The 17,519-nt window shown below is 43.0% G+C and carries 21 protein-coding genes and 1 pseudogene; all 22 read right to left on the bottom strand.

Features of this window, described 5'->3' with window-relative positions; translation table 11 throughout:
• Window positions 1-5 precede the first annotated feature (5 nt).
• On the bottom strand, window positions 6-1,640 hold the full coding sequence (locus WJQ40_RS12845; protein ID WP_337540688.1) for an AMP-binding protein: 1,635 nt from the start codon (window positions 1,638-1,640) through the stop codon (window positions 6-8).
• 2 nt (window positions 1,641-1,642) lie between these two features.
• Window positions 1,643-2,434, bottom strand: a complete 792-nt coding sequence (locus WJQ40_RS12840) for an acetyl-CoA carboxylase carboxyltransferase subunit alpha (protein ID WP_337540687.1) — start codon at window positions 2,432-2,434, stop codon at window positions 1,643-1,645.
• A 1-nt stretch (window position 2,435) separates the two neighbouring features.
• Window positions 2,436-3,290, bottom strand: a complete 855-nt coding sequence (accD, locus tag WJQ40_RS12835) for an acetyl-CoA carboxylase, carboxyltransferase subunit beta (protein ID WP_118798490.1) — start codon at window positions 3,288-3,290, stop codon at window positions 2,436-2,438.
• A 4-nt stretch (window positions 3,291-3,294) separates the two neighbouring features.
• On the bottom strand, window positions 3,295-4,602 hold the full coding sequence (locus WJQ40_RS12830) for an acetyl-CoA carboxylase biotin carboxylase subunit (protein ID WP_337540685.1): 1,308 nt from the start codon (window positions 4,600-4,602) through the stop codon (window positions 3,295-3,297).
• 3 nt (window positions 4,603-4,605) lie between these two features.
• On the bottom strand, window positions 4,606-5,022 hold the full coding sequence (gene fabZ / locus WJQ40_RS12825; protein ID WP_118798594.1) for a 3-hydroxyacyl-ACP dehydratase FabZ: 417 nt from the start codon (window positions 5,020-5,022) through the stop codon (window positions 4,606-4,608).
• A 4-nt stretch (window positions 5,023-5,026) separates the two neighbouring features.
• Window positions 5,027-5,449 (bottom strand): biotin/lipoyl-containing protein, encoded by a 423-nt coding sequence (locus WJQ40_RS12820; RefSeq protein ID WP_337540684.1) that lies wholly within the window; start codon window positions 5,447-5,449, stop codon window positions 5,027-5,029.
• A 4-nt stretch (window positions 5,450-5,453) separates the two neighbouring features.
• Complete coding sequence (fabF, locus tag WJQ40_RS12815; protein ID WP_337540682.1) at window positions 5,454-6,692, bottom strand: beta-ketoacyl-ACP synthase II; 1,239 nt, start codon at window positions 6,690-6,692, stop codon at window positions 5,454-5,456.
• Window positions 6,693-6,703: 11 nt separating this feature from the next.
• Window positions 6,704-7,432, bottom strand: a complete 729-nt coding sequence (gene fabG / locus WJQ40_RS12810; protein ID WP_337540680.1) for a 3-oxoacyl-ACP reductase FabG — start codon at window positions 7,430-7,432, stop codon at window positions 6,704-6,706.
• The gene (gene fabD, locus WJQ40_RS12805) at window positions 7,426-8,325 is read right to left on the bottom strand and encodes an ACP S-malonyltransferase (RefSeq protein WP_337540678.1); all 900 of its coding nucleotides are present in this window, start codon (window positions 8,323-8,325) and stop codon (window positions 7,426-7,428) included. The genes fabG and fabD overlap by 7 nt, the downstream gene beginning before the upstream one ends.
• The gene (gene fabK, locus WJQ40_RS12800) at window positions 8,313-9,254 is read right to left on the bottom strand and encodes an enoyl-[acyl-carrier-protein] reductase FabK (RefSeq protein ID WP_337540752.1); all 942 of its coding nucleotides are present in this window, start codon (window positions 9,252-9,254) and stop codon (window positions 8,313-8,315) included. The genes fabD and fabK overlap by 13 nt, the downstream gene beginning before the upstream one ends.
• A gap of 7 nt (window positions 9,255-9,261) precedes the next feature.
• Window positions 9,262-9,483 (bottom strand): acyl carrier protein, encoded by a 222-nt coding sequence (locus WJQ40_RS12795; protein WP_118798483.1) that lies wholly within the window; start codon window positions 9,481-9,483, stop codon window positions 9,262-9,264.
• Between the two features lie 230 nt (window positions 9,484-9,713).
• Window positions 9,714-10,691 carry a hypothetical protein gene (locus WJQ40_RS12790; RefSeq protein ID WP_337540676.1) on the bottom strand — a complete coding sequence of 326 codons (978 nt, stop codon included), beginning with the start codon at window positions 10,689-10,691 and terminating at the stop codon, window positions 9,714-9,716.
• Window positions 10,692-10,811: 120 nt separating this feature from the next.
• Window positions 10,812-11,372, bottom strand: coding sequence for a hypothetical protein (locus WJQ40_RS12785; protein WP_337540750.1), 561 nt, complete (start codon window positions 11,370-11,372; stop codon window positions 10,812-10,814).
• A 30-nt stretch (window positions 11,373-11,402) separates the two neighbouring features.
• Window positions 11,403-11,584, bottom strand: a pseudogene (locus WJQ40_RS12780) (hypothetical protein); the annotation flags it as partial.
• A 26-nt stretch (window positions 11,585-11,610) separates the two neighbouring features.
• Window positions 11,611-12,453 (bottom strand): endo alpha-1,4 polygalactosaminidase, encoded by an 843-nt coding sequence (locus WJQ40_RS12775; protein WP_337540674.1) that lies wholly within the window; start codon window positions 12,451-12,453, stop codon window positions 11,611-11,613.
• A gap of 15 nt (window positions 12,454-12,468) precedes the next feature.
• Entirely contained in the window at window positions 12,469-12,762 is a 294-nt protein-coding gene (locus WJQ40_RS12770) for a hypothetical protein (protein ID WP_337540749.1), read from the bottom strand.
• 134 nt (window positions 12,763-12,896) lie between these two features.
• Window positions 12,897-13,472 (bottom strand): methylated-DNA--[protein]-cysteine S-methyltransferase, encoded by a 576-nt coding sequence (locus tag WJQ40_RS12765; protein WP_337540672.1) that lies wholly within the window; start codon window positions 13,470-13,472, stop codon window positions 12,897-12,899.
• Window positions 13,473-13,482: 10 nt separating this feature from the next.
• A complete protein-coding gene (locus tag WJQ40_RS12760) occupies window positions 13,483-14,520 on the bottom strand; it encodes a YeiH family protein (protein WP_337405761.1) in 1,038 nt (345 codons plus the stop codon).
• A 141-nt stretch (window positions 14,521-14,661) separates the two neighbouring features.
• Window positions 14,662-15,303, bottom strand: coding sequence for a nitroreductase family protein (locus WJQ40_RS12755; RefSeq protein WP_262575310.1), 642 nt, complete (start codon window positions 15,301-15,303; stop codon window positions 14,662-14,664).
• Window positions 15,304-15,575: 272 nt separating this feature from the next.
• Window positions 15,576-16,409 carry a carbon-nitrogen hydrolase family protein gene (locus tag WJQ40_RS12750; RefSeq protein WP_337540669.1) on the bottom strand — a complete coding sequence of 278 codons (834 nt, stop codon included), beginning with the start codon at window positions 16,407-16,409 and terminating at the stop codon, window positions 15,576-15,578.
• A gap of 43 nt (window positions 16,410-16,452) precedes the next feature.
• Window positions 16,453-17,154 (bottom strand): hypothetical protein, encoded by a 702-nt coding sequence (locus WJQ40_RS12745; RefSeq protein WP_262575308.1) that lies wholly within the window; start codon window positions 17,152-17,154, stop codon window positions 16,453-16,455.
• Window positions 17,155-17,212: 58 nt separating this feature from the next.
• The coding region (locus WJQ40_RS12740; protein WP_337540666.1) for a Fic family protein at window positions 17,213-17,519 on the bottom strand (307 nt) is incomplete at its 5' end.

Genomic DNA, 17,519 nt, shown 5'->3' with positions numbered 1-17,519 from the left:
ACCTGCTATTTCTGACCACGAAGCACCGTCTTTTGTATCTTACCGCTGATGGTTTTAGGCATTTCAGTTATGAATTCCACGAAACGGATCCATTTGTATTCTGAAAGCTTCTGATTGCAAAAATTTTTAATTTCCAGCTCAAGCTCCTGTGACGGCTCATATCCTGCCCCAGGAACAACAACTGCCTTGATCGCCTGACCCCGCAGAGAATCCGGTACGCCGATCACACTGCATTCTACAACGGCAGGATGCTCCATCAGCACATTTTCCACTTCATAAGGTCCAACCCTGAAGCCGCCTGTCTTGATGATATCATCAAAACGTCCATGGAACCAGTAATGGCCATGTTCATCCATATATGCCGCATCACCCGTATGATATACCCCATCACGCCAGACATATCCGTACTGTTCATCATCGTCTAGATATGTAGTAAATACACCCGGCTGTTTACCAGCCTTTTCGGGAATAATAACAACCTCCCCTATTTCGCCAATCCCTGCAGGTTTTCCGTCCTTTCCCCGAAGCTCAAGATTGTAAAAGGGGGACGGTGTTCCCATGGAACCCTCCACGGCATCATAGCCTTTGAAATTTGCCATTAATAATGTTGTCTCAGTCTGTCCGTAGCCCTCACAGAGTTGAAGCCCGGTACGTTCTGTAAACTTATGAAACACCTCAGGGGCTAACATTTCACCTGCTGTGGTCGCATGTCTGAGCGTTGGCATGTCAGGAATGCCTTTACGCACAAGGTAACGATAAACTGTGGGAGGTGCACAGAAGGAGGTTACACCATAATGGTTGATAACTGCAGTCAGCTGCTTTGGCTCAAAATTATCAAAATCATACACCATAACCGCACAGCCAACCAGCCATTGTCCATAAAGCTTACCCCAGGATGCTTTTGCCCATCCTGTTTCCGCAACAGTAAAATGCAGGCCGTCTTCCTCTGCCTGATGCCAGTACTTTGCCGTGACGATATGTGCAAGCGGATAACTGTGATCATGAATTACACCTTTAGGATATCCTGTAGTGCCGGATGTAAAATACAGCATCATAGGATCCGCCGCCAGGGTCTGCACACGTTCAAATTCTTCAGAAGCTTCTTTCATAGCTTCTGTCATATTTTCAAAGCCGTCTGCATCCCCCTGTACACACCAGAGCTTTGCTGTCATGCCAGCCTCTTCCAGCGCTTCGGTAATTTTTCCCGGGACCTCGTTCTGGGTAGTGCATACAAATGCCTTTGCCTTAGAAGCTTTCATGCGATATACAAGATCGCTGACCGTCAGCATATGCGTTACCGGTATCATCACTGCACCCAGCTTGTGCAGTGCCACTGCAGCAAACCAGTATTCGTAATGCCGCTTCAGGATCAGCATAACACGGTCTCCGTGGCCTATTCCTGCACTTTGAAACACATTCGCCATCTGATTGCTGTACTTTTTTATATCTGCAAATGAAAAAATATGTTCTTCACCTTCTACGTTGCACCAGACCAGCGCACGTTTTTGCGGTGTTTCATCTGCAATTTTATCAACAACATCATAACCGAAATTAAAGTTATCCGGATATTCGAGTGTTATTTTTTGTAACCTGCCGTTTTCATCAACAATTTCACTACAGTATTGTTTATATATACTCATTTTCACTCCTTAACAACTGCGCTTACACCCAGCTTACGGAATCTGTCATAGCGGCTCTGAATCAGGTCAGCTTCCTCAGACAATACTTTTAGCTCTTCCATCAGTAGGGTGCGGATACGGTCATAGAATTCCTTTTTCCCGATATCATTTTCGGAAAGGATGCGTTCAATCACACCGATACTTTTTGCATCTTCAGCCGCTAATTTCAAGCTTGCTGCTGCCATTTCTGCTTTGGCAGCATCTTTCCAGAGAATACTTGCGCAGCCTTCTGGGGAAATGACAGAATATACGGCATTTTGCAGCATCCAGACTCTGTCGGCAACTGCAAGACCAAGAGCACCTCCACTGCCGCCTTCACCAATTAAAATAGAAATGATCGGAACACAAAGCGTGGACATTTCCAGCAGATTTTCAGCGATCGCCTGTCCCTGTCCCCGTTCCTCAGCCCCGACTCCACAGTATGCACCGGATGTATCGACAAAACAAATAACTGGTCTGCCGAATTTTTCAGCCTGTCTCATAAGCCGCAGGGCTTTGCGATAGCCTTCAGGCTGAGGCATACCAAAATTCCGATAGGAACGCTCCTTTGCCGTATGACCTTTTTCAATTGCAATTACCGTCACGGGAATATTACAAAGCTTTGCAATGCCACCCACAACAGCGGGATCATCTGCAAAACGGCGATCACCATGAAATTCAATAAAGCCGCCGAAAACATTTTTAATGTAGTCAAGCCCTGTCGGTCTTTTACTATCACGGGCAAGCTTCACCCGTTCATAAGCAGCCAGGCTCATATCATAATCCTCCACCATGCATTTTCAACAGCTCATTCAGATACTTTTTCTGGCTGGAGCGTTGAATAATGCTGTCAATAAATCCATGCTTCAGTACAAATTCAGACTTTTGAAATCCTTCCGGCAGAGTCTTCCTTGTCGTCTGTTCAATCACTCTTGCCCCTGCAAACCCGACAGTTGCACCGGGTTCAGCAAGAATAATATCTGCTTCCATAGCGAAGCTCGCCGTCACACCACCCGTTGTCGGATCAGTAAGAACAGCAATATACAAAAGACCTGCATCACTATGCCGTTTTACCGCTGCGCTTATTTTGGCCATCTGCATCAGAGACAATAAGCCTTCCTGCATACGGGCACCGCCAGATACAGTAAAGCCGATAACCGGCAGGCGGTGCTGCACGGCATACTCAAATAGTATCGTTACTTTTTCACCAACAGCACTACCCATGCTACCCATCATAAAGTACGGTTCCATAACAAACAGACAGCATTTTTGTTTCCCAATAGCAGCCGTACCGCAGACCACGGCCTCCTTTTCGCTGCTTGCTACACGGACAGTTTCAAGCTTCTCCTTGTATCCGGGAAAATTTAACGGATTATCAGCTTTCATATTAGGATATAGCTCATGAAAGCTTCCCTTATCCGTGATCATCTGTATACGCTGACGTGCTTTCATACGAAAATGATAACCACAGGAACAGACAAGATCATTTGCCCAAAGGCGGCTCAGCGGAATATCCTTGTGACAATTCGGACATTTCTTTTCAGGCTCACCGGCATCACGCTGGACAGGAGCAGAAGAACGTCCGCCTTCTTCTAATTGATTTTTAGGTTTTAAAAAATTAAGTAATGCCATTTCATCACCTGTTTCCCATAAACGCTAAATCATAATTACCGGATATAAAGCGCTCATCCTCTACGATCCGCAGTTGTTCCTCAATGTTAGTCGATATGCCGCCAATTACCAATTCGCAAAGTGCCGCCCTCATTTTGCGGAGGGCTTCTTCCCGTGTTTTAGCATATACGATCAGCTTGCCAAGCAATGAATCATAATACGGGGATACGACAGTGCCTGTGACCAGACAGGTATCAAACCGTACAGACGGTCCGCCCGGAACATGAAGCATTTCCAGCGCTCCACAGCTGCCTGCATTGATACGGCATTCAATGGCAGAGCCTTTTATTCTAACATCCTTTTGTATAAAATTCAGCGGTATACCAGCCGCAATGCGGATCTGCCATTTTACAAGATCAAAACCTGTCAGCATTTCTGTTACACAATGCTCAACCTGCAGCCGCACATTCATTTCCATAAACCAGAAGTTTCCCTCCCGGTCAAGCAGGAATTCAAGCGTACCCGCACCTACATAGCCAATTTTTTTTACAGCATCCACTGCCAGCTCTATAATCCCCTGACGCTGCCCGTCATTAACGGCAGGAGAAGGAGTTTCTTCCAGCAGCTTTTGGTTTCTTCTTTGGAGAGAGCAGTCCCTGTCACCAAGGCACACTGCATTTCCGTGTTCATCAGCAAGAATCTGCAATTCAACATGTCTTGCAGGAAAAATATATTTTTCAAGATACACACTGCCGTCGCCAAATGCACTGACCGCTTCACTGGTTGCCTGATAGTAGGCATCCTCCAGTTCATCCTCCGAATGAATCAGACGGATTCCCCTTCCGCCTCCACCTGCACAGGCTTTGAGCATAACAGGATATCCGATTCCGTCAGCTGCCTGCCTTGCTTCTGCGGCAGAAGCTACTGTTTTTGTTCCGGGAATGACCGTCAGGCACGTGCTTCGAATCAGTTCCTTCAACAGTGCTTTATTACCAATACGCTCCATGCTTTCGGGATCCGGGCCGATAAATACCAATCCGTTCTTTCTGCAGGCACGGGCAAAGTGTGCATTTTCAGAAAGAAAACCATAGCCAGGATGAATTGCCTGCGCTCCCGCCAAAATAGCGGTGCTTATAATTTGATTTTCGTTCAGATAACTTTCCGAAGCCTCGGGACCACCGATGCAATAGCTTTGATCAGCAAGAGCCACGTGAAGGGCATTTTTATCCGCCTCAGAATATACAGCAACCGTAGCCACACCCATTTCCTTGCAGGCACGGATGATACGGACAGCAATTTCGCCGCGGTTGGCGATCAGTATTTTTGAAAACATAGTTTACACTCCTGTGATTGCAAAGGAAAATTCAGCTGAAGCGCAAAGTCTTCCATCCACCGTAACAGTACCCTCTGCAAAGTAGAAAGGATGCTTTGCGCGTTTAATACGGCACTGTGCTTCGACTGTATCCCCTGGCTTAACAGGAGAACGGAATTTCACATTGTTAAGCCCTGTATAAACGGGCAGTTTCCCTTCGCTCATTTTATCCTTCATCAGTACACATGCAGACTGAGCCAGTATCTCGCAGAGAATAACTCCGGGCACAACAGGATTATCCGGGAAATGTCCCTTAAGGAAAAATTCATCGCCACGAACAGTATAATGCCCGACAGCTGTACTCTCCTTATTTTCTGCATCGTCAAGAAGCAGCATATTATCTCTGTGAGGTAATATAGTCATTATTTCTTCTCTGTTCATATTCTTATCTCCTGATACGGAAAAGCTCTGTTCCATATTCAACAACCTGCCCGTCAGTAACACAGATCTCCGAGATGATACCATCTTCATTGGAAGCAATCTCATTCATCAGCTTCATTGCTTCCACAATGCAGAGAGTTTGTCCCTTTTTCACTGTATCACCAATAGAAACATAGGGATCGGCATTTTCTGCCGGTGCCGTATAAAATATACCAACGATAGGTGATTTTACGCTGATATAATCCTTTGACCCAGCTGCTGTCTGCATATTGGCAGCAGCACCGGGAACAGAATATAAAGTTTCTCCTGCAGGCGCTGCAAGGGAACGCTCCAGACGGACCTTACTGTTTTCCTCTGTAATTTCAAGTCCTGTCAGCCCAAGCTCCTTCATCAGCTCGGCATATTTGCGGATATTTGTTTCTTTCATCTTATTACACCTTTCTGAAAGCAAGGCATGCATTATGACCACCAAATCCAAGGGAGTTGGAAAGTGCCAGCGTGATATCTGCTTTTACAGCAATTTTCGGGACACAGTTCAGATCACAATTTTCATCCTGTTCATCCAAATTGATCGTGGGCGGAATAATACTCTCATTCAGTGCAAAAAGACAAGCCAGTGCTTCAATAGCGCCCGCTGCCCCAAGCATATGTCCTGTCATGGATTTTGTGGAGCTTACATAAGCCTTCTTTGCATTATCTTCTCCAAGGGCTTTCTTGATAGCAGATGTCTCAATTACATCATTCATCGGTGTACCTGTTCCATGTGCATTGATATAAACAGTATCTTTATCTGTGTATCCGGCTTCTTTCATAGCATCCTTCATTGCCTGTGCACCTCCGCGCGCATCTGGATGAGGGGCAGTGATATGACAGGCATCGCAGGTAGAACCATAGCCACATACCTCGCCATAAATTTTTGCACCGCGTTCCTTTGCATGCCCATACTCTTCAAGAATAAGCGCAACAGCTCCTTCACCGATAACAAAGCCGCATCTGCGTTTATCAAAAGGCAGAGATGCCGCATCTGGATCTTCAGCTGTGGAGAGTGCCTGCATATTGACAAAGCCTGCGATAGCAGAAGGAACAATAGCAGCTTCAGCACCGCCGGTGATCACAGCATCAGCATAACCGTGACGAATAAGGCGCATTGCTTCACCGATGGCGTTGGAACCAGAAGCACACGCAGTAACGGCAGGCATGACAGATCCCCGGCAATCATGACGGATAGCAATCGTACCGGCTGCCATATTACCGATCATCATGGGCACAAATAAAGGAGAAACCCGACGCGGTCCTTTCTCTATCAGCTTTGTATGCTCTGTTTCAAAGGTGCTGATACCACCAATGCCTGAACCAAAGATAACTGCGAAGCGTTCTGGCTCAACATTGCCTTCAACACCGCTATCATCTACTGCCTGCTGTGCGGCTGCAACAGCAAACTGTGCATAGCGGTCAGTACGGAGGACCTCATTAACCTCCAGGTACTCCTTGGGATCAAAGCCCCTGACTTCAGCTCCCAGCTTTGCTTTGAATTTTTCTGTATCGAAAAGCGTAATGGATCCAATGCCGTTTTTACCGTTCTTCATATTCTCCCAGGTATCAGAAACACTGTTTCCCAAAGGGGTAATTGCACCGATACCGGTAACAACAACTCGTCTGTTTTCACTCATAGTTTTTCTCCTTACATAGCAATGCCTCCGTCGACACGGAGCACCTCGCCGGTTACATATTTTGCAGCTGCAAGATATGCAACTGCGTCTGCCACATCCTCTGGTTCACCCATCTTACCGAGTGGGATCATATCCAAAAGAGGATTGTCTGTCTGATTTCCTGTCATATCTGTTGCGATAAATCCGGGAGCAACCGCATTACAACGGATACCTTTTGGTGCAAGCTCCTTCGCTACAGACTTTGTAAGTCCGATCAGACCAGCCTTTGATGCAGAATAATTGCATTGTCCTGCATTGCCCATCATGCCCGAAACGGATGTGATATTGATAATACAGCCTTCGCGTGCCCGGATGAACAGTCCTGCCATATGGCGGATCATATTGAAAGCACCTTTAAGATTGGTGTCCAGAACCGCATCAAAATCTTCTTCTTTCATCATGGCAAGAAGTCCGTCATGCGTAATTCCCGCATTATTCACAAGGAACTGTGCCGCACCAAAATCAGCCCTGATCTTTACCACAGCTTCCTTGACAGCCGAAAAATCAGCAACATTGCATTGATAAGCCCGCGCTTCTACACTGTACCTCTGGCCGCATTTTTTACACACCTTCTCTGCGGCGGCAGCATTACCTGCATAAATAACGGCTATATTAGCACCCATTGAAGCCAGTTTATATACGATCGCTTCACCAATGCCACGGGAGCCTCCTGTCACAACTGCGGTTTTTCCGTTCAACATCCTTCCACCTCCGCAAGATATTCGATAACATTTACAGCCTTTATGTCTGTACTTATTTTCTTAATCATGTTAGTAAGCGTTTTACCAGGACCTATTTCAATGAAGGTATCAATTCCATCTGTGATCATATTGCAGATAATCTTTTCCCACTGTACCGGACTGCATATCTGCTTGGAAAGCAGTCCTGCCACATCATTGGTATAGACTTCAGCGGTCACATCCGAATAAAGTACTATGTTTCTTTCCTTAATAGCCGCCTTGTTCAGCTCTCTTTCAAAAGCCTCTGCTGCCGCCTTCATAAAAGGTGAATGAAACGCTCCCTTTACTTTAAGCGGGATTGCTCTGCCACCGGCTGCTTTTACATCTGCAAGGAAATCTGTCATTTGAGAGGAAATACCGGATACTGTGATCTGCCCGGGACAGTTAAAGTTTACAGGATAAACATCAGGATATCTTCTGCATATATCCTGCACCTGTTCTGACGTCAGCTTCACAACAGCAGCCATAGCTGTGTCGAACTTCTCAGCCTCGCCCTGCATCAGTTCTCCACGCTTGCAGACAAGACGAAAACCTGTTTTATCGTCAAATATTCCACTGACCGTTGCCGCAACAACCTCACCGAGAGAAAATCCTGCTAATGCATCCGGGACAACACCCTTTTCGATCAGAATGCTTGCTGCAGCTAACTCCATTGCAAAGAGGCAGGGCTGTGTATTCCTTGTTTCCCTTAGTTCCTCTTCTGTACTATTGAAGCACTGGGTGGATGTTCCAGGCCGTATGCTATCGCAAAGATCATAAATCCTTTGAGCAACCGGATATTCTTCGTACAGATCTTTCCCCATCCCAGGAAACTGATCGCCCTGACCCGAAAAAACAAATGCTATTTTATCCATTGTGATGCCTTCAGAAGGACAGCCTCAGCTTCCTCCATTACCTCCTTAACTATTTCTGCTGCCGGCTGCTCTTTTTTTACCATTGCCGCTATCTGGCCGGACAGAAAACAACCCTTTTTATCGTCGCCCTCCTGCACAGCAAGTCTTAATGCCCCTGTTGCCAGCTTTTCCAGCTCCTCATCCGGCATTCCACCATATTCAGCCTTGGAATATTCTCTTGCAAAGGGTGTTCTCAGACTCCGGACCGGATGTCCCAAACGCTTACCGGTTACCATCGTACAAAGGTCAGTTGCTTTAAGTATTTTTTCTTTATATACAGGATGGATGGTACACTCATTTGCACTGAGAAAACGGGTTCCCATCTGCACGCCCTGTGCGCCAAGCATAAATGCTGCTGCTACACCCCTGCCATCGGCAATACCACCGGCAGCAATAACAGGTAAAGTAGTTGCATCACAAATCTGCGGGATCAGTACTATTGTAGTAAGCTCGCCTACATGACCACCGCTTTCACCGCCCTCTGCAATAAGGGCAGAGGCACCAAGACGAGTCATCAGCTTTGCCATCGCAACAGAGGCTACTACAGGAATTACCCTGATTCCTGCATTCAGCCATTCCTTAATATATTTGGAGGGATTACCTGCACCTGTGGTCACAACCTCAATCTTTTCTTCTATGACAACCTTTGCTACCTCATCCGCAAAGGGACTAAGCAGCATAATATTAACGCCAATAGGTTTATCAGTAATACTCCTGGCAGCCTGGATCTGCTGTCTGACATAATCGCCTTTAGCATTTCCTGCTGCAATAATACCAAGGCCGCCACCGCAAGAAACAGCAGCGGCCAGTTTTCCGTCAGCGATCCAAGCCATACCGCCTTGAAACACTGGATATTCGATACCAAGCATTTCACAAATTGTTGACCTGATCATAATACTAGCCCTTTTTACTTTGGATAAACCTATCCAGGTCATCAACAGTTTCTACCTTCTGATCCAATTCGATCTCAATACCAAGCTCATCCTCCAGATTCATCAGGAGCTCTACCGTATCAAGCGAGTCGATGCCAAGCTCAGAAAATCTGCTTTCCGGTTTTACAACAGAAACATCACAGCCTGTGCGTTCTGAAACGATTTTTGCGATAATGTCAAAGTACATGGTTAAATGCCTCCAGAATAATTATTTCAGGCAATTTTCTGCTGCCTGTTGTTATTTATTATACAGAGCTTCCGTTCCTCCAAAGAAACCGGCGCGTTCCAAAAGCGTTCCTGCTTTGTACACAATTTAAAAAACGGGAGTGCATCAGTTAAAATGCACTCCCGTTGAGTTCAAAATTTTCCACAGTGATTTTGCAGCTGCTCATGGTGTATTATAGATAATAAAGGCTGTTAAGAACTATATCCGCATTTACAGACTCCCGGTGTTGTATGTGGTTCCGAAGAGGCGAAGTTGCATAAGGTGCATCTTTTTATATGATATTTATCATCAAAGTTTAATACATAGTAGTCATGCTCATGCCGATATCCGCATACCGAGCATATGTAATCGTTAGTAGGATACTGATGCTTATCGGAATCCATAAGCCTGTCACACCCCTTGCATTTATGCATGTGGTACATCGTATCTATTATGTATCTGTCCTCTGCTTCGCAAAGCTCCTGCTTTTGTTCGTCTATGTATCCACAGCTTTCACACACCGGTGCGTGTGATCTTGTATTCTCCAGTTGTTTTGTTATATATTGATGGGTACATACAGTAGCAGAAGGGACAGGAACAGGCTCTGGAGAAGGAGTTTCCGGTATGACAACAGGGTTACCGGTTTCTTCGTGATTTGTTTCTTCGTGATTTGTTTCTTCCTGATTTGTTTCTTCAGTCGGAGTGATCACAACGGGTACCGGTCTGGCAATTACCTGTCCGCGTAGTCCTGTTACCGTTATGCCGGCTTTTACAGCCTGAGGAACTGTTGTAATTGATCTGTTTTCCTGCATTCCATGAGTGGCATAATGGATATAATAAGCAATAAGATTGTTCCCGAATGCTTCCTGAAGATCTTCATATGCGTCACGGTATGCAAACACGTGAAAGCTTTTGCTTAAAGCTCTTCCCTCCGATAACCCATATGTTACAAAGTGATCCCAAAGAGCAGCTTCTTCATTCCCGTGGGCTTTTACCACATCAGGATATAATTCAGCATATTCCTCAGCAGAAAATAATGTTTTGATAATGGATAGTTCTTCAGCAGTTGCATTGGTTGTAAATTGTGGCTGGCTCTGCAGCTGATCCGCCTGTGGAGAGGCATAAGCCGTCATGGTGATACCTATACACATGATAAAAACCAGAGCCGGTGCAAGAAATTTTCTTCTCATAAAGTGTCCTCCTTTACACTGGTAGTATTGGTTAATATGATTCTATAAATATAGGTACAAAAAATTAAGAAAACTCTCACCCTTCAATTAAAAAATTTCTTCCTGCCACATCAAATATGCTTATTGTTGAGCTGATACCCTTTTGTATATAATCGGAGCATCATATCCGAAGGTTCTCTTTCCGTTCACTTCCATACTTTCGGAAACCTCCAGGCATGTTTCAGAAAACCTCTCCCATAACCTGAAGGTCATAACCGGAGAAAAGTGACTCACACTGCCACCTTCCCAGCCGCCATCTGTTTCCTTATATAATGCCGGTGTAAACTTCTCAGATTTTTTCAGCTCATTATAGTCTACGGTCTTCATAGAAGCATAAGAGAACGTATTCTTGTCTTCTCCTGCCGGTAATTCATAGGAGGAAAGCAGGATCCCATCGCAACTCTCTGTAATTAGAAATAAATGTGGTGACGCATGCTCTCTTCCATCCGTCTCATAATAGCTTTCTTCTACTATGAATATTCCCGCGAAATCTTCAGGAATATTTTTTACCTTATCATTACAGACTGTATTCACATGCTGTGCATACGGATAGATCTTCCCGGCTTCTTTCATCGCGGTAAACTGTTCTTTATTATCAAAATGGCCTGTCATGAGCTTTACAAATTTTTCTATTTTCATTATATTGTCCTTCCTTTCCGTTACGCTTCAGCTTTAAAATAAAAGCTGAAGTCCCATTACAATGATCCACATATATGCACAGGTCTTTGATTTCCTAAAATAGCATACAGACAGATTACCCCTATACCGGTTACTGCGAAGACTGCATTTCTGATAATGGATAATTTCATATTTCCTTCATCTGTACACCAGTTATTCTGTGGAAACATACATATATTTTTGATAAATATATACTTAACGTTTACTCTAGCTCAAGAGAATCTGAAATATAAAAATGAAAGCCTTGTTTCCTGCAGTATTTTTCTATTTTCCGGATCAGCTTCCGGTTGGCTGTATATTCCAACAGATACACTTCCATTCCATCTGCCTTACATGATTCCAGATATCCGCAGAAATACTCCCTCTCCTCCCTGTTCTGCTCGTTAAAGGTTCCCTTAGCAAAATCAATATGGCTCCATACAGTCTCCTGGTTTACACCTGTCATAATAGGATCAATAGTCCCATAACGTTCCTTATATTCCGTCACATAAGTATCACCACCATTGATGATGACTTCTTTTCCCAATGTCATGATGTACTGCAGGATGACTGTAAGACCATCAAAAATATCCTTTCGCGGAGCATAATAATATACGTCACAATTATCAATAAAAAAACCATCAACATCTTTTTCATATAGCTCCCGTGCCAGCTGCATTATAAACCTCTGCCAGTCCGGGCTTGCTGCATCCACCCATTTTTCCTCATCCCAATGTTCATAACTGCCAATTGCCAGTTCCTCATAGGCCGTATAATATTCCCTGAAGTTCTCGATAGAACCAATATTAAGATAAGTATATACGGTCGTTCCATTTTCATGCAGCTGTTCAATGTCCTTCTTTGTAAAATACTGCGCATCGATCACTATCGTTTCATACATTTCAAGCCGTTCCAGAGATGAGTCATCTACATTTAAAAAAACTCCATAATCCCTTTTTCCTAATGTTTCCGCTTTACAGCCTTTTATAAAAAGTCCCTCAATAATAAACGTGAGAACAAGCAGCACAGTCAAAGCTGTTGATTTTTTCTGTGAAATATTTAACATCTCCTTTAAACGGTTTTATTCTGTTTTTTCAACAGATATTACCTCTCCCTCAAACGGATCCACCTCAGATATTGTTCCTGTATATTTTACGATTACAGTATCCCCTTCGCTTACATTCTCCAGACCTTCCGGCTTCTCCTCAAAGGTAAAGCTATATGGCGTATCATTTTCATCTGTAATGACAAACATGAAATCCTTTATCTCATCGATCGTTCCCGTCAATTCCTTTTCTTCCGCCTGTCCACAGCCTGCAAATAATGCTACACAAAGCATTGTACTAATTACAATCGTCATCAGTTTCTTCATTATCAACATACCTCTTTCCTGTTATCAGCATTCTCTGAATAATTTTTAAAAAGATTACTCTACTATTTGATCTATGTAAATAGTATCTCTCCATAATTAAGGAAATATTTATATTTCTCTACCATCCTCGTGCCTCGCTAAAGTAATTCGCCATAGTGACAGATATATGCTTTTTTCAGACCTGTTGCCAATACCATATACGGCAGTTGATCAGTGTAGTTTTTAGCATGTTCCAGCTCAAGCAGGAAAATTTTTTTGTCAATTCCTGCAGCATATCCTGTCAGACTCCCCTTTACACCCACTACACGATGACATGGGATGATAATGGAAATTTTATTATGTCCCACTGCACCGCCAACTGCCTGTGCGGACATATGAGAAATATTTTTTAATTCTCCCATTCTGCGCGCTATTTCTCCATATGTAACTGTCTGTCCATAGGGGATCTCTGATAAAATCTTCCACACCTCCTGTCTGAATGATGAGCCGGAGGGATGAAGCGGTGGCGTAAAGTCAGGCTCATCACCGGAGAAATATATATCCAGCCACTTTTTTGCTTTCGTGAGGACGGGCGTTTCCTGTGAAACATGCTCATCCGGAAGTGTATCCGCAAAATATTTCTGCCCTTCAAACCACAAACCGATAAGTCCGTTTTCATCCGCAGCCATCAAAATATCACCTAACGGTGACCTATATCCACATGTGTATACCATATTTTTTTACCTACCAGATCTTCATCACATGCTGCATGATCAGACTTACGACCGTTATTCCACACCAGCAGGAAGCACCAACAATAATGGGTTTGCCACCTGTTTTGATGAGCTGTACCATATTACTGTTCAAGCCGATCGCAGCCATAGCCATGATGATCATAAATTTAGACAGCTCCTTCATTGGCTTAAATACTTCCGCATTGACTCCCATATGTACACAGACTGTCGTGATGATCGCTGCTATCACAAAGTAAAGTATAAACATTGGAAATGCACGTTTTAAGCTGAACTTTGCGGCCTGCTTTCCTTCCCGTACACTCTTTTTCGCCTGTATGAATGATAATCCAAGCGTGATCGGTATGATAGCAAGCGTTCTCGTAAGCTTCACAGTCACTGCTTTATTCAGTGTCTCACTTCCAAGGTTCCACATACTGTCCCAGGTTGATGCTGCAGCAGTTACGGATGAGGTATCATTAATCGCTGTCCCTGCAAAAATACCAAATGCATCACCGTGCATAGTATCGAACCCAATTGCTTTTCCAAGCATAGGGAAGAAAATGGCTGCAAGCACATTAAAAAAGAAAATCACTGCTATGGACTGTGCGATCTCATCATCATCTGCACCTATGACAGGAGCAGTCGCCGCGATCGCAGAGCCTCCACAGATAGATGAGCCGACACCTACCAGTACAGATGTATTCGCTGGCACCTTAAGAACTCTTTGTAATATCCACGCGATGACAAGAGATGCTGTGATCGTGCAGATAATAATTGGCAGTGACTGCTTTCCAGTCTGGAAGATAACCCCAAGATTCATTCCAAACCCAAGCAGAACAACTGCAGTCTGAAGAATCACCTTTGAAGTCCATTTAATTCCTGATTCTGCTTTCCCTTTATTTTTCCAGAACATGGTAACGATCATTCCTGCTATAATAGCGATCACCGGTCCTCCTGCCACCGGAAAAGCCTTTCCAAGCAGCCACGACGGAATTGCTATCACAAGGCAGACAAGAATGCCACTCCCGTTTTTCTTCATAAAATTCATTTATTAATAACCTCTCTTTCTTATCATTTTCTTTTTTATCACATTATGTTCAAGCTTAAACCCATGCAGCTTCAGCAAACAGTATTTTCTGATACCGCTCAAAATCTGCTGTCGGTTTATCTATATCTTTCTTTGTCTACATCATTTTACTTCATGCCCGGTTACTGCCTCAAAATGATATTTGGCAATTCCAAGATCAATCTTAGAATAAAATCCTCCAAGATTTTTGGCTGTGACTTTTCCATTTTTCAGTTCAAAAAGGAACTTCTGCTGATTTACAGCAGTAGGTGCCAGACTTACTGCTTCCATACCTCTGTCAAACCATTCTGTACTCTGGTCTGCCTTTCCAAGTTCTGCTATTCTCTTGCCTTTATGTGGAACTCCCTGTGTTTCCCCATATCCCAGAGAAATAATGATCAGCAGTTTCTGTCCTCTGTTTATTTCTGCTTTTGATTTACCATGCGTCATTGCTACCCAGCAGGTATTAAGGCCAAGTTCCTGACACTTCAGCACAATCTTCTCACCATAATATCCTGCCTTTTCCTGATCATTTTTATTTCCGACAATAGCAATATAGTTTTTTACATTTTCAAACTTCCCATAATGAGCCATAAAAGAATTAAAACATTTTGGTTCGTCATAAAAAACCTGAATTGATAATTTACTCTCTGCATTGACAGCATTTATCAGGGAGTTGATTTCTTCTCTTTTAGATGATTCGATAGTCTGATTTTTATATTGCCTTACGCTGTGTCTTTCTTTCATAAGCTCTAATATATCCATTACAGTATCCTCTCTTTTGTTCCTTCGTCATATAGTTTCTGTATATTTTTTGGAAGCTTGTCAGGTAACATGGCATTTATACCATCTTCGTTACCATCTTTCATTGCCGTTTCATAATACCAGCACTTGAATTTTAAGAGGGAGAGAGTTTTTTGAAGTTCCTGGATTTCAGTTTCAACAGCTGATTTTCTGCTTTCACTGTATCACCCCACTCTTCAGCATTTGCATCAAATTGCCAGACATACGTCTATTAGGAGCTGACCCCAAGGCTCTTATAAATAAAAATCCGGTCTTCTAAGCTGTGTATACGGTTTTGCATTTCGTATTTTTAAGGATTCCTGCATATCTATATCCACATATAAAATCTGTTCCGTATCGTCTGCTTTTGCAAGAACATCTCCCTTTGCATCTACGACTATGGATTCTCCCGAAAAACACATATTTCCTTCTGTGCCAACACGATTACACATTGCCAATATAACACTGTTTTGAAATGCCTGTACCCGAAGTTCCCACTCAAACATCAGCGATGGCTCTGCTTTTGTATTAACGGTCGGTATCAGAATCAAATCTGCTCCACGCAGTACTTCTGTCCGTATGCTCTCAGGATAGTGTCTGTCAAAGCATACAACAAGACCTATTTTTCCAAATTCCGTATCGAAAACCTTAAAGCCCTCATCAGATGGCGTATAATAATCCTGCTCGTAAAATTGCTCTGCCTGTGCTATATGCACCATTTTCTGCGTGCCTTTTACTTCACCGTTTTTATCAATGAAAATACTTGCATCATATGTCCTGTCATTTTCAAGAAGATATAGATTAGGTACTGCCGAAATCTTATTGTTCCTGCATATGTCGCAAAATTTTTTTACAGTCTCTCCCTCAATTGTTACTGCATACTTATGTGCATCCTGACCTGGATACTGTGGAAAAAATTCTGTCAGCTGTACTTCTGGGAACAGTACAAGGTCTGCCCCTTGCTTTGACGCAATCTCAATTGCCTGCAAACTTTTATATAAATTTTCATCCTTACTGCCGTAATTCGGCATTTGAACTAACGCTAACCGCATACCTATCCCCTTTCTCGCTTCAAGCTCCAATTTCATTTTTTAATCTCCAGAGGCTCATCTCTGTACAACAAGCTTGAATTTATATGGCATTCCAAATAAAACAAAAGGCAAATACGCACCCCCATGCGTTGCCAGTTTTCTTCTTTACCATTAACATTCCGTAAATTGCAATAACTGTGGTAATTATTTCTACAATCCCCCAAAAAGAAGTGCTAAATGGGTGGAAAAGTATACACACGATTGCACAAGTAATAGCTCCATAATCTAACCATTCGTTTGTAGTAGGGTATCTTCTATTGATTTTGTCACAAATAACAACATAATTAAATCCTTCAAAAAAGCCCCACACAAGAACGATAAGAGCCATTCCTAATATTGAAAATGGAATACCACTTGCAATTACATCATCTGTGATTAAAATACTGAAAGATTGGTAGCCATTGAATTGACCTGATAAAAAAATATAACAGATGGACGGGACAAAGCATATAATCGTCCCGATGATTGCTTTGAAAATATTTTTTCGTATCAATCCAAAATGCGTGAAACTTTCTTTTCGCAAAATGCAAACGATTGTAATTCCCAATCCAGCTACGCCAAATTGTACTCCCGCATTAAGTAATAATCTTGGAATAACTGAAATATTGCTGTTCGCAACAAAACTCATTAGTTGTTTACCTGTTGCAGCGTAAAATAGGAAAACTCCCAATGTTACCAAAGCTATAATCCAAAGATCTGTTTCTAATCTTTTTTGTTCCGCTGAAAGTTGTTGTTTCTTCATATATGCTCCTTAAATACCGATTTACCAATTTCATTAAATAATAAATTTCATGAACTAACTACATTGTCAAAAAATTCATTACAAGATTCACCATTATATCTTTTTCTTCTGGTCTTGACTCTGCAATCATAAGCGTAATCGCAACCAATGCTCCATCACTGATTATCTTATTATCATCTCTATATAAAGCATTATTCCGAGCAAGGAATTCCAAAAATAACGATGCTGCTATTCGCTTACATCCATCTGCATATGGATGATCCTTAATCATAAAATATAATAAATTAGCAGCTTTTTCCTCTAATGACGGATATACATCTCCACCAAACACACTCTGATAAACTGCTGCCAAAATACCCTCAACT

Origin of the sequence: Suilimivivens sp. (assembly GCF_037359455.1) — a bacterium.
In the GTDB taxonomy this organism is placed as follows: domain Bacteria; phylum Bacillota; class Clostridia; order Lachnospirales; family Lachnospiraceae; genus Suilimivivens; species Suilimivivens aceti.
The sequence above is the reverse complement of the archived record's forward strand: the minus strand, read 5'-3'. Positions and strand labels throughout refer to the sequence as shown.